This window comes from Phycisphaerales bacterium AB-hyl4, from assembly GCA_041821185.1.
Lineage (GTDB): Bacteria > Planctomycetota > Phycisphaerae > Phycisphaerales > Phycisphaeraceae > Natronomicrosphaera > Natronomicrosphaera hydrolytica.
Map to the genome: position 1 here is coordinate 15,339 of JBGUBD010000020.1, position 13,130 is coordinate 28,468.

Sequence of the window (13,130 nt, forward strand, 5' to 3'; positions counted from 1 at the left end):
ATGCATCTTGTTCGAAACGCTGCTGCTGTTGTTGGTGGGGCTGGCGGTCTGGGCGCTGCTGGGGCATGCGATCTGGGTGGCCGGGGCGGCCATCGTGCGCGCGGTTACCAATGCCACGCCGCGGGCCGAGCGCGACCGTGACGCGAATGAACGAGACGTCACGCGGCGGCAACTCAATCGCCTGATGATCAAGGGCCGACTCGACAAGTCGACCTTCAACACCATCGTTGCCGCCCTGCGAGAGGATCAAGCCGCGCCCTCGATGGACGAGCCGTCAGTTGCCGACAAGCGCACCGTAGATGAAGTCGATGCGCTTCGGGAGCAACCGCTCGAACCACCGGTGACGCCCCAGGCAACTGCATCGCCACGCGATGCGCCAAAAGCGACCGAATACCTCCATCCGGCTGCCCCTGCTGCCACCGCGGACGTGGCGGAGCCCGCAACCCAACCTGACGCTCCGCCGCGAGTGAGATTGGCCGACCTCTTTGCCGGTTTTATGGAAGACAAGAACATCCGCTGGGGCGAGTTGGTTGGCGGCCTGCTGATTGTCTTCTGTTCCGCGGCGCTGGTGGTCAGCCTGTGGTCGCAGATCGCGCGTTTGCCGATCGCCCAGGTCTGTTTGTTCACAGCCATCTCGGCGGCCCTCTTTAGCTTCGGGCTTTACGCGGAGCACAAGTGGCGGCTGCCCACCACCAGCCGGGGCATGTTGATCATTGCAACGCTGCTGGTGCCGCTGAACTTCCTGCTCATCAGCGGATTCGGTCAGGACCTCGCGACGTTCGACATTCGCGTCATGGGGATCGAGGCGGCGGGCATTATTCTGTTCACGTTTCTGCTCTATAAAGCGGCTGCGGTTTACGCCCCCGGGTGGTCACTGCACATAACGGGAGCGGTTATGGGACTGGCGGCAACACAACTGGTGCTGCGCCGGGTCACGGGGCCGGAGATGACGTTCCCCGCCCAGTTCGCCCTCGCGGGTCTGCCACTGTTGGTGTATGGCGGGATCACCGCCGCCGCGCTGATGCGGGCGTCGCGATGGAAGCGGTTGTCTGCTGGCCGCGGCAGGTCGCTGCTGGTGTTGCTGGGGATGAGTTCCTTTGCGACGGCGGTGGCGCTGGGCTTGTTCGTCCACCTCGCCGGCGAGCCACGAATGCTGACCGTGCGACTGTCCACGCTCGTCAGCCTCTACGGCCTGCCGGCGCTTGCGAGTGGGATTTACTTCTGGCGCGTCTGCTTGAACGCACAACCGGCGTGGCTGCGCGTGACGGGCACCACCATCGGCGTGCTCGGGCTGGCGGTCATGGGCGCGGGCATCGCACTGGCCTGGCCGCAGCCGGGGTATCTGCTGTCGGCGGTCACGTTGACCGGCAGTGTGATGTTCGCCCTGACGTTTCGCTTGCGCATACCCGAAGCGATGGCGCTGGCGGGCGCACTGGGACTTGCGGCCTATCAACTCATCGCGCTCGTGCTGATCGACCCGCAACTGGGCTGGGCGGTGGAGGATGCGGGGCCGCTGGTGACGGCGATGCTCTCGGGGTTGAGCGGGCGGTTACTTGTGCCCGCTGCGATCACGCTGCTCGCTGTTGCGGGGTGGTTGATCCGTCGACAGTGGATGGCCCACGGACGCTGGCTCCTGTTGCCGGCGTTGGGGGCCGTGCTGGCGAGCGTGACACTCGTCGGCTGGCATGGTCTCGGGCGGGCGGATGATCCGCAGTGGGTGTCGCCGATTTATGCGTTGTACGGCCTGCTGGCGGTGCTCGCCGGCTGGCGGTTGCAGTTGCGCCAGCCGACGTGGGCGGGGGCGGCTCTTCTTGGCGTGGCCACGCTGCAATTCACCGTCTACAGCCTGCAGTGGAGTTGGTCTGACGGCCTGCTGGCGATGACGACGCTCGCCGCGGCGGGCATGGTCGTCGCGTGGCGGGCCGACGGCCGAACGTGGGCGGTCTTCGAAGGGCCGACCACGACGATCATGTGGATCGGGTCGGCCGCGGCGACGGTTCTGCTACTGGTCGGCCTCGACCCGGAGCATCTGTCGGCGACGGCTTATCGCTTCACCTGGCTCGCGGTTGTGTGGCTCGTGCTCGCCGGCCCAGGTGCGAATCGGCTGCTGTTGACGCTCGGGCAGATGGCGTTGGGCGCGGCGATGCTCTGCTATGTCGCTGCGCATGCGGAGCCGTGGCGAATCGATCTCACACTGTTGCAGCGTCAGGCCATTGGCCTTGCGGTGCTGGCCGTGATATGGGCGGGTCTGCGACTGATGATGCCAATCGCGCGAGCCCGCGATGAAGACAACGATCAGCCGCCTGAAACGCACCCCAACGCGTTTCGCCTCGCCCCACGACCGTCAGACGGCTTGAGCGGAATCGGACAGCGCGTAGCAATGCTGATTCGGCCGACCACGGGCACAGCCATCGGCTTCGACCATGTGCTCACCGCAGGGCTGCTGCTGTTTCTCGTCAGCCTGAGTTGGACAAGCATCACCGCTTTCGTCAGCCAGGAATGGGTCCGACCGAACGGCCCCACAGGCGCATCTTTCACGCAACTACACGCCGCGCTGGGCGTGCAGGCCTGGCTGCTGCTTGGGGTTCTCACGGCGGCGCTCGTACTCATTCTGCTCGGCAGCAGACGACATATCAGCGCCTGCGTGCCGGTCGGCATCATGCTGACTGCAAGCGCGGCGGTGCCATTACTCGCTGCCGATTGGATCGAAGCGCATGCCGTGGCGTCGGCGCTGCGCTGGTGCGCGGCCGTGTTCGTACTGCTCGTGGCGGTTCTGCTCTGGGTCCGCCGGCCGCTGGGCCACCGCATTAGTGGTTTGTTCAACGACGACGTCCGCGACGTCTGGGGCAATCCGCACCAGATCTCGCTTCTGCGCGGCCTCTCGCTCGTGATCGCCGGCCTGCCGATCCTGGCGTTGAGCGTGATACCAGCAGGTCGCAGTCTGCTCGGGCTGGAAGTGGCCGGGCCGGGGGCGACCTCCCTTTTCGGGCGGATGGGCCCCCTGCCGGCTTACGCCATACCGCTGGCGTGTCTGTCGCTGGTGCTGGTCGGACATGCGGTGCGTGAGCGGCGGGGTGGCTATGCCTATGCCGGCGGACTGGTGGGCAACCTGGCAATCAGCCTGGGCTATCTGCTCCATCTGGCCAGCGTTGACCAGCCGTTCACCGGCCTGACGCTGATTCACCTGATTCAACTGAACGTGATCTGGAGCGGCTTCTTCGCGCTCGGCTGGGCAAGTGTGATGACGTACATCGTGCCGCGTAGCAGCCTGACGCCCGATGGCGAGTTCGCCAATCGACAAGGCTCGTCCTGGCTGACTGCACAAACGGCGACCGCCATCACTCTGGCGCTGCTGTTCCTTGTACCTGCGCTCGGGTTACTGCTCCGCGTGCCGACCGCGGATCATCCCCTGATCGGCGCAGCGGGTCATTGGTGGGCCTGGGTCGGAAGTGTCGCAACGTTTGTAGCGATCTATCTGCTCACTCGACACCGCGGCATGATCGCCAAAGCACATGTGATCGCTGCCGGCATCACTGGAGGCGTCTGGCTGATCACCCTGACCGTGTGCGGATTGAACCCAGCCGCGGGCTACAGGACGTTAGTGATCGCACTGGTGACAGCGGCGTGGGTGGGGTTAGTGGGCATGATGATTGCTTCGCCTCATGATCGCGGGCAAGCCGTCATGCAACAGGTCGCGCGGCCGATCATGCGATGGATCGTGGTGCTGGCGGCTCTTTCTGCTGCGCTCGCGGTGCGAGGCGTATGGAGTGAGTTGGGCTTTGAACAGGCGGCAGTGTGGTGGGCGGCTGGGCCGGTGGGTGGCGTCGCCACGCTGATGCTGGCCATCGCTCTGTTAAAGCGATCACCTCGAAGCGCCCTGCGCGAAGCCGGCGATCCACCGATGTCTTATCTCTGGGCCGGCCTCCTGCTTCTGAACGCGGCGACGGCGCTGCTCTGGCTCCGACATTGGGGCCCGGGACAAGCCACGCCGCAGGTGTGGTGGACGGGCTTTCTGGCCGTGCAGGTGATCACGTTGCTGCCCGCGGCCATCCTGAGCTTCGTTATCGAACGGCAGGTCACCGAATCGGCTGAGGACAACTTTGATGAGGCGAACGGTCCCGGTGCTGCCGAGTTGCCGATCGTCCATCTTGCCACAGCGGCGATGGGCGTGATGGCGGTCGTTTTCCTCGTCCTGCTGCGTGTCCTTGGCCCCACGATCGAGCCAACCGCCTGGATTGCGCTGCATGGCGGCGCGCTGCTGGTGGCGATGAGCCTGGCAAGCCTGTGTCTTTGGGATGTACGCGGTGGCTACGCTTCGCATGGATTATGGGTGCTGTTGCTGTCGGCCGTGGTGCTGGTCGTAGATCTCGCGCGTCCGGGCGCGGCGTGGCTGGCGTGGATCGCTGTCATCTGCCTCGGTGGCCTCGGTCTGCTCAGTGGTGCCCTGTGGACGAGCCGACGACGATGGACGCCCTTCCTGCAACGAATGGGCATGGTGGCTCAACCGGCCAATCCGCGCCGCTGGCTTCTCGCTGCCATGGCGGTCATGACGCTGGCGCAAATGGTGATCCTGCTTCGCATCGTGATCGGCGACATCACGCCACCGGCCGGCGCGAGCCCGATCGGCGCACTCGCATGGCGCGTGTCGGCGACGGTCGGACCTTTCCTGCTTGCCGGCAGCTTTGCGATGCTGGCGCACGGCGTCGCGGGGCCGGTCCACCACCTTGCCCTCGGTCTCGGCGTGCTAAGTGCGGTGCTGTGGGGCTGGGCGTGGATCGCACCCGACGACATCTACAGTCAGATGGTGCAGTACACCGCCGTGACGATGTTCGCCGTTGTGGCGACCACCGCCGTCTACAGCGTCGGGCTGTTTCGTCTGCTTCCCGCCGACTCGCCCTGGTCAATCGCGATCCGCAACCTGATATACGTTCTGCTGCCCGCCGCCGGCCTCGCACTCGCTGCGACGATGGGCCTCGAAGGCGCGCAGTACGTTCTGGGCGGCGAGGTCCTGCTGCCGACGGTCGTCGTGGTGGGCGTCGTGCTGACGCTTGCCAGTGCCGCCGTCATCAGCCTGTTCTGGGCGGTGTCGGCTCGGCATGACCCGCTCCGCCTACCCGACCACCGACGCGTTGTGTACGTCTATGCCGCGGAGATGCTCGTCGCCCTGATCTTCGTGCATATCCGACTCACCCTGCCCTGGCTGTTCACGGGCGTGTTCGAACCTTATTGGCCGCTGCTGGTGATGGCGATGGCGTTCCTGGGCGTGGGGCTGGGGGCGTGGTTCCGTCGACGTCGACTGACCGTGCTGGCCGAGCCCTTGTCCCGAACCGCCATGTTCCTGCCACTGCTGCCCGTGCTTGGCTTCTGGGCGACGGATACACACATCCACTTTTCAGGGCTGCTGCTGGTCGTCGGCCTGTTCTACGGCGTGATGGCGTCCAATCGTCGATCGTTCCGCCTGGGGGTGCTCGCCGCCATCGCCGCCAATGGCGCACTCTGGTATGTGCTCCACCAGACGGGGGAGTATGCCTTATTCGATCACCCACAGTTGTGGCTCATCCCGGTCGCCCTCTCCGTCCTCGTCGCCGCGTACCTCAATCGCGCCCATCTCATGCCGCAGCAGATGGGCGCGATCCGCTATACCTGCCTCAGCCTCGTCTACCTCTCCTCAACAGCGGAAATGTTCATCCAGGGAGTGGCGACCAACCCCTGGCTACCGCTGGTGCTCGCCGGATTGTCGGTGGCGGGGGTGATGCTCGGCATTGTGCTGCGCGTGCAATCATTCCTCTTCACCGGGTGCGGATTCCTGGTGCTCGCACTGTTGACGATCCTTTATCACGCCTCTGCCAATCTCGGCTGGGTCTGGATCTGGTACGTCGCCGGCATCGGCCTTGGCACGATGATCCTGTTCCTTTTCGCAACGTTCGAACATCGCCGCCAGCGCGTGCTGGAGGGCTTGGAACAACTCAAGCGATGGGATGTTTAACCGTAATCTTTAGGGCATCAACCTTCACCGACCTAGCTTTCCTCACCCGGTCGTCTGTGCACTGAAGTCGACGCAGGTTTTCGCAGGCTGACGATACCGCCGACCACGAGGAGAAAAAAGGCGAACCCGAGCATCACCATCCCCCACTGCAACAGCGAGGCCGGCAGCAGGGAGCCTGGCGTGTCGCGTAGCCATGCTCCCCATTGGCTCAAACGATCCACCATGTCGCGTGGGGTCGCGCCAGCGGTCGCCAGTCCCAACGACAGGATAGCCGGCAGCCACAGCCATCCGCCTCGGTGCCGCCAGGCCGTGGCCATCCAGATCAACGCCGCCACGGTCAATGCAATGCGCAATGGCGAAAGCGTCCACTCCGCTGGCCACAGCCCGTCCATGACCAGTGACCCCGGAACCATCCAAGCGCACGCCAGCGCCGCCAGCCCGAGCACGAAAACGAACCGGCACGCCGGCTCACGCTCACGCATCACCACTGCCACGACCACCGCCAGCCCCAGCAGCACGGGGGAAAAGTGCACCACATGAAACGGCACGTCATAGACAAAGTGCCCCGCGCCCACATGCACCAGCACTGACACCGCCGGCACGAACACGATTGCCCGGTGCATCAAGCAGCGCAACCCATCCAGCGACGTCAGCCCGGCAGGACCCGATACCGATCCGCCAGGCCAGCGCCTGCAGTGCCAGCCACACCCCCGCCGCCCACCAGATCCCGTGAAACACCGGCGTGCTCAGCGCCTCGGCCTGTGCCAGCGTGCGAAACACCAGCGGCATCGCCATCAGCACTGTCAGGTTCAGCGTCAGCACCGCCCACTGCGGAGCCGCCAGCCGCACGCCAAGCACGTGCGCAATCAGCGCCACCTTCACCAGGCCCAGCACCACGGCCGAAGCATTCACGGCCCCGCCCACGCCGGCCCTCATCGTCGCCAGTTCGTTATAGACAAACGTGCCGTCGGCCAGCAGCAGGACCGCCAGCAGCAGCAGGTAGCCGCCGTCGCGCGTCAGGCCCCGTCGCGCCACCAGCAGCAACCCCAGCCCCAGCACCAGCCACTCGTACAATGTCACCACGCCAAACAGCGCCAGCACCGGACCAAGCTGGTCGCGTTCTTCCCGCAACGCCGTCGACACAAGAAAACAGCCGGCGAACAGGCATACCCCACTGAGCAGATAGAACGGGTTGCTCGCCACCAGTTGTTGCACCATGGCGCTGCGGCTTGAACCACTGTCACGAAGCGAAACATCGGATTCCATCGTGGACATGAGCCTGCCTCCGGTTAAACGGACAGCAATTGACGTCTCGGCATGTGCTGCGCGAACAGCCACGACACGAGCACGACGTTGACCAGTTTCCGGATCAGGCTTGGAATGAATGATGACGGGACGCGAATAGTAAGGACAGTCAAGCCCGGCCCGGGATCACGCGGGTTTGATTTCCATTATGCCCGGATGAAGGGGGAACACCAACGGTTTTTCACCGCCAAAATTCACTGCACTCCACCTCAACTGCATCGTACACTGTCGTCATGACGCGCTTCTCCGGGTAATGGACATTGGGTGACGTACCCCAAGGCTGTCGAACACGCAGACGACCTGCCCCGGCCGCACTGGGACCGCCTCGCCGACTGGCTCGACCGGCACGTGCCGGCGCATGGCACACGCTGGCCGGCGACTGGCTAAAGCAGCTGCCAAGCCGGACGCAGCGATGTCGGCGAAGCCCTGCTGCTCGTATCCAACATGGATGCAGGCCACACCTCACATCGCTGAGCATCACACGGATATCGTCCCGGCCTTGAGCGGCTCCAGCAACAGGACAAAGCGGCCGAGATGTGGAGGCGGTCGCTGGCTTGAACTTTGCGGAAGGGATCAGGCATCGCTCGTTTTCTTATCCTCGTAGAATCTGTGGCCATGTCCGACGCCATTCCAGACACACCGACCTTCGAGGAATGGGTCCACTACTGCTTCACGCAGGGATACCGGGATTTTCATGAGGATTTCAAGGGTTCCGATCACGACGCATGCGCGGAGCGGGAAACGCGATTCCTGGGCTTCGATTCATCGGTTCTGGCGGACTACATCGTCAGACTCTTTGGTAATTCCGACTCCCTCGCAGATGGATACACCGATGATCAGATCGCTGACGGGGTCTGGTTTATATTCGGGGTTGCGTCGAGCTACTTTCACGTGGTGCGTGACAAGGTCGACAAGCCGATGCAGGTGGCATGCATCAAGTCGGTCGAATCGCTATACCTGCGCCTTTTCGATCGTATCTGCTGCAAGCGGGGTTCTGATCCTGACGGGGATTACATTAATACGCTCAAGGTCGATATTGCGGTGCACATGATCTGGGACATGGACTGCATCGAAGGGGCCGTGATGTTCAAAGACCAGTATCCGCACCTCGTGCAGCCCGGGCTTATGGTTCTGGAAAACATCGCCCTCAAGAGTCGCACCAGCACGTGCATGATGAGCGCGTTACATGGTTTGGGGCACATCCAGCACTATCATCCACAAGCATGCAAGCGGATCATTGACCGGTTTCTCAAAATGCGCAAGGCACCGGACTGGGTGCGCGAGTATGCAGTGCAGGCCTGTACAGGCCAAGTGATGTAACGTCCGTGTTTCATGACGAACAATCACTTCCTGACCATCTGTTTCGATAGCAACTCAAGCGGGCGGAACTGGCGGTTCTCCGCCTGGACCGTTCGGTGTTTGCATCGTCGCCGAAGGGCTGCAGGGCGAGCTCGGGCGGAGCGACCCACTCGCACAACATGCTTTGGCTGATGCTCACCGCTTCCGCCGCCGTGGCGCAGCATGTGAAAGCCAAAGCCGCTATGCTCGTACACATCCATGGGGGAACCTCATATGGACAAAGCTAAACGGCGGACTCAAGCCTTTCGTCGACTCAAGAAACCGCTGGCCGTCACGATCGCGACGGCCCTGTTGCTGCTGATCGTGCTGGTAACCGTGCCTCTGGACGGCGAGGGGATGGTCCCCTTGAAGCTGGAGATGCAGGTCGGCGCGATTGAAGCTCGCAACACCTTCACCCGTGCCACGACCAGCGGCACCAGTTCGCACGCCCGCCTCGCTGCGTCGCACATCGTGCTGATCAATACTTCCGACCACCCGCTCATGCGCCGGGTCGGGCGACGGCTGCGCGATGAACTTATCAGCCTCAGCTTCGTCGACCGCGTGACCTACATCGACACCGAGCAGTGGTCCCTGACCGACGCACCTCGGGGCGATCTGTACTTCGTACTGAGTCTGACAGACCATGACATCCGCGGCTTCGTTCCCACGGGCCGAACGCTGGAAGCGGAGATCAAACTCGAAGGCGGTCAGCAGCCGTGGGGAGCCTGGTACCACACCATGCGTCCGGATGCGCCTCCGCTGGTCGGGTTCCGGGTGCGGTCGACCTTGAACCACCACAGCCTCACCCGCGGCCTCGAAACCGCCGCGGCTCGCTATACGCTCGCGATCAACAGTATCGCCGAGCAATTGGCTGACGGTCTGCGAAAGGAACTTTCGAGTCTGGCCGGCAAGCAAGGCCTGTTGCCCGCCCTGCCCGATGCCTTCTACGGCCAGGCAACGCCCCTAGCGACCGACCTGCCGCTGATCGCTGCCGACGGGGTACCGCCGCTCGGCAATCCGGGCTTGCTGCTGCACCATGACACGATGTGGGCAACCGTCGTTGATCGGCCGGACGACGCCATCGAAGCCCAACGTGCCCTGCTTGAAGCGGCTGGCTGGACCATCGTTACCGACGACCATGATCGCCCCGACGTGCTGTCGTTCGTCCAGGCCACGCGAGGCAACGAGACGTTGAATGTACTCACACCTGTCATGCCCGCCTCCGGCAAGGAACGCTCCGGCACACGCCAGCAACTGGTGTTTCATTACCAGCAGCGCTTCAGTCCGGCAGACGTGGAAGCAGCGGTCGACACATTGCTGGTGGACCATGCGCCACTGTCCACGCTGCTGATGTTCAGTCGCCACATGACCCGAGCCCAGCGCGAACGGTACTTCGAGATGGCGGCGAACATGGACACGCGTGATCCACGCGTACTGATCGAGTTGGGCCGACATCATTACCGCCAGGACAACACGGAGCCTGCCATGCACGCCCTGCAGCGCGTCATGGTCATGACGGGCCTGAGTGAGCATGCCACCACGCAGGACATCCAACGGCTCGGACGGGAAATCACGGGCGATCAGAATTGGCGCATCCCTTCGTTTTTGCCGGCGGACCTCGACGCTGGCGGCTTCCATCGTCTGACGCCTGGTGCGACGGTCGAAACAGAAGTCGGCCTGGGCGAGCCTGTGCTGTACTACGTGGCAAGCAATAGTGGCGTGCAGCGGCATGCTGTCGTCGTGGAGCCAAGTACGGTGCCCCAAGGTGTCTTCACCCTCACGCTTCGCCAGCCCCACGGCAGCAGCAGCAACACACCGCACGAGCCGCCCCGGCCCTGGACGAGCTTCAGTACGCATCACGCTGCTGACCTTCGACTGCTTATCACGGCAAGTGAGCTGACGCCGGAACGGTTCCACGTCAAAATCGAGGCGATGGCTCAGCCGTGAACGCACGCGACCCGCGGGCCGAGGCGCGCCTCGGCGACGACGTGGCTCAAGCAAAACCATCCCTCGTCGGACCACAACCGGAGCAGCGTGTGATAACTGACGCCCCCACCTGCCCTGCCCCCGAATAACCAGTCCAGGAAATATGCGAGCATTTCGCAATGCTGGGCGCATTTGGGAAAGGCAGGATTCACATGGCCAGGAAGCGTTACACGGCGGAACAGATCATCGGCAAGCTTCGTGCAATCGAAGTTCACATCAACTCGGGCATGACGGCTGAGCAGGCGGCTCGTCGTGAAGAAGTCTCGGAGCAGACGTATTACCGCTGGCGGAAAGAGTACGGCGGGATGAAGCTGGATCAGGCGAAGCGGCTGAAGGAACTGGAGAAGGAGAACGCTTCCGGGGGCGGCTCAAGAAGTTGGTGGCGGACTTGAGCCTGGACAAGCAGATGTTGCAGGAGGTAGCGGAGGGAAACTTCTGAGCCCGCGCAAGAAGCGTGAAGCGGTCGATGTGTTGACGGATCGCTTTGCGGTCTCGCAGAGGCGGGCGTGCAAGTTGTTGAATCAGCCGCGGGCGACGCAGCGTTATCTGCCGACGGTTCGCGATGATGAAGCGCCGCTGACGCGTCGGATCATCGCGTTGGCGTCGATGTTCGGCCGATATGGTTATCGCATGATTCACGGGTTGTTGCGACGGGAAGGCTGGTGGGTGAACCATAAACGTGTGGAACGGATCTGGCGGCGTGAAGGCTTGAAAGTCCCGAAGAAACAGCCCAAACGCGGCCGGTTGTGGTTGCATGATGGTTCATGCATTCGGCTTCGGCCCAGGGCGGTGGCGATGCGCGACGTGGACCAGCCTTGTTGGTAGAGCGTGATAATCCGCCTGCGTTCGCCGAGGCTCATGGCTTCCATGCGTCGACTCCCAGCCGGGATGGGCTGGCCGTCAACCTACGGCCACAGGCCGAATCGCGCAAGGCCTAACAAGCGCCAAACGCGCTACGAAGCTGCGGGATGCGCTCTAACATAGAGGTGGTACAAACCATGGGGGCAGGTCAACAGGCCGACGGCTGCTCATGTGCTACATCGGCACACTGCCGGTCCGGGGCGTCGGCCTGCTGATATGCTCGCCCAGCACACCGGGAAGCCGAGCACACTTTGCCGGCGTATGCTCGAGGTTGTCATGTGCTCGATGGGCACGCGGGCCGACGTCGCGGCCCTCGTCTGGTATGATGGCCCACCACACAAACCACCATCGCATATCTGCACGGGGGATTTAATGGCTCTCAAGAATCGCGGCCCTGTGTTAGGTTTCAGTGGCTTTCTTTGTGCCTTTGGGTTCATTGCGGTAGTGATCATTTTGGCGCAAAGCTGGAGTCAGTGGCAGGCAAACAGGTGGCCCGAAACGACGGCGCAGATCGAGTCGGTCCGCACCGGAATCGCTCGGACCCACACTCCGGTTAGTTATCGGCTTAGCATTACGTACCGGTATGAAGTCGACGGAAATGCCTACATTGGCGATCGGTGGAATTATGGTGCGATCACTAGCAACGACTATAGACGAGCGGAGCGATACGAAGAGGGCGATACGCTCACGATCCGTTACAACCCACGGCGGCCCGGGAAATCCGTTGTGGACCCCGGCGATCCGTGGGACGTGCAGTGGTCGGGAGTCGTGATTTTCATGACGATGTGGCTCGGGGCTGGCGGTTGGTTTGTGTGGGCCTACCGCCAAGGGGAGAGGCTATAGGGTGAACCAGTACAGCCCCCAGCGCCTGGCGGTCGTCAGCCATCCACCAGCTGGCGGTGAGTGAAGCGGCGGCCAGCCCCCTGCCGGTGGTCAGCAGGATGGCGGCGAGGATGGGGCGCGGCGGATCATCATTCATCCCCACTTTCACCACCACGGCGCGGGTGCTTAACTGGCCCGATTCGTCGCCAGTGATAGCCGGCGGTGCGGTGGCCCCGGTGCACGGCATTGGCGATGCACTGCTTTGGCACGTTGGTTTCCCGGCTCGCCTGGGCCAAGCTCTCGAAGCGGCCCACCACGTTGCCCTCGTCGTCGAGCTTCTCCACCTGGGTAATGTAGCCGGGGCGGGTGGTGTGCGGGTGTGGCGGGGGCGGTGCTTCGGGTAGGGGCTCGGCCGGCGGGCTGGTTGCTTTTCGCCAGTGGTAGCCGGCGGCCCGGTAGCCCTTCGCGATGGCCTGGCCGATGCCTTTGCCTTGTAGCCCCATGGCCTCGCTGGCTTCGACAATGCTCGGATACCACCCCACCACCTGGCCGTCCTCGCCGATCTGCTCGACGGGTACCTTGCAGGATTTCGGGGCTTCAGTGGGCGGCATGGGCTGGCCTTGCTCATCAAGGTACGGTCGGTTTGCTCCGGCGCTGGTGCTTTATGTGCGGCAATGGCTCGATGCGGCGGCGGCGGATGTGGTGCAGGAGGTGTTCGCGAAGCTGATGCGGCAACGTCGGCCCCCCGAAGCTGTGCAAGCGTGGCTGTTTCGCGCGGCGAGACATGCGCATGCGCCGGCCTTTCCGTCTCGACAACGTGCATAGACTTTTC

Annotated in this window: 9 protein-coding genes and 2 pseudogenes; 6 read left to right on the top strand and 5 right to left on the bottom strand. The window is 63.4% G+C overall.

From position 1 onward, the window contains the following. Nucleotides 1-7: 7 nt before the first annotated feature. Nucleotides 8-5,986, top strand: coding sequence for a hypothetical protein (locus tag ACERK3_19095; GenBank protein MFA9480383.1), 5,979 nt, complete (start codon nucleotides 8-10; stop codon nucleotides 5,984-5,986). Between the two features lie 32 nt (nucleotides 5,987-6,018). On the opposite strand, the gene ACERK3_19100 is transcribed toward ACERK3_19095, so the two are convergent. Continuing rightward, nucleotides 6,019-6,609: a hypothetical protein gene (locus tag ACERK3_19100; GenBank protein MFA9480384.1), complete on the bottom strand. Its 591-nt coding sequence runs from the start codon at nucleotides 6,607-6,609 to the stop codon at nucleotides 6,019-6,021. Then, nucleotides 6,536-7,261 carry a hypothetical protein gene (locus ACERK3_19105; protein MFA9480385.1) on the bottom strand — a complete coding sequence of 242 codons (726 nt, stop codon included), beginning with the start codon at nucleotides 7,259-7,261 and terminating at the stop codon, nucleotides 6,536-6,538. The genes ACERK3_19100 and ACERK3_19105 overlap by 74 nt, the downstream gene beginning before the upstream one ends. A 294-nt stretch (nucleotides 7,262-7,555) precedes the next feature. On the opposite strand from ACERK3_19105, the gene ACERK3_19110 reads away from it, so the two are divergent. The 4 genes and pseudogenes from ACERK3_19110 to ACERK3_19125 all read left to right on the top strand — a co-directional run bounded on the left by ACERK3_19110 (nucleotide 7,556) and on the right by ACERK3_19125 (nucleotide 11,398). Continuing rightward, complete coding sequence (locus tag ACERK3_19110; GenBank protein ID MFA9480386.1) at nucleotides 7,556-7,678, top strand: hypothetical protein; 123 nt, start codon at nucleotides 7,556-7,558, stop codon at nucleotides 7,676-7,678. Between the two features lie 228 nt (nucleotides 7,679-7,906). Then, entirely contained in the window at nucleotides 7,907-8,611 is a 705-nt protein-coding gene (locus ACERK3_19115; protein MFA9480387.1) for a hypothetical protein, read from the top strand. Nucleotides 8,612-8,863: 252 nt separating this feature from the next. Then, on the top strand, nucleotides 8,864-10,576 hold the full coding sequence (locus ACERK3_19120; protein MFA9480388.1) for a hypothetical protein: 1,713 nt from the start codon (nucleotides 8,864-8,866) through the stop codon (nucleotides 10,574-10,576). 191 nt (nucleotides 10,577-10,767) lie between these two features. After that, nucleotides 10,768-11,398: pseudogene (locus tag ACERK3_19125) on the top strand (transposase). A 23-nt stretch (nucleotides 11,399-11,421) separates the two neighbouring features. Here the strand turns inward: ACERK3_19125 and ACERK3_19130 are convergent. Then, nucleotides 11,422-11,484: pseudogene (locus ACERK3_19130) on the bottom strand (hypothetical protein). Nucleotides 11,485-11,848: 364 nt separating this feature from the next. Between ACERK3_19130 and ACERK3_19135 the strand changes: the two are divergent. Next, nucleotides 11,849-12,319, top strand: a complete 471-nt coding sequence (locus ACERK3_19135) for a DUF3592 domain-containing protein (protein MFA9480389.1) — start codon at nucleotides 11,849-11,851, stop codon at nucleotides 12,317-12,319. On the opposite strand, the gene ACERK3_19140 is transcribed toward ACERK3_19135, so the two are convergent. Further along, nucleotides 12,252-12,455: a hypothetical protein gene (locus tag ACERK3_19140; protein MFA9480390.1), complete on the bottom strand. Its 204-nt coding sequence runs from the start codon at nucleotides 12,453-12,455 to the stop codon at nucleotides 12,252-12,254. The genes ACERK3_19135 and ACERK3_19140 overlap by 68 nt on opposite strands. Beyond that, nucleotides 12,448-12,909 carry a hypothetical protein gene (locus ACERK3_19145; protein ID MFA9480391.1) on the bottom strand — a complete coding sequence of 154 codons (462 nt, stop codon included), beginning with the start codon at nucleotides 12,907-12,909 and terminating at the stop codon, nucleotides 12,448-12,450. Before ACERK3_19145 ends, ACERK3_19140 begins: the two co-directional genes overlap by 8 nt. Between the last annotated feature and the right edge of the window lie 221 nt (nucleotides 12,910-13,130).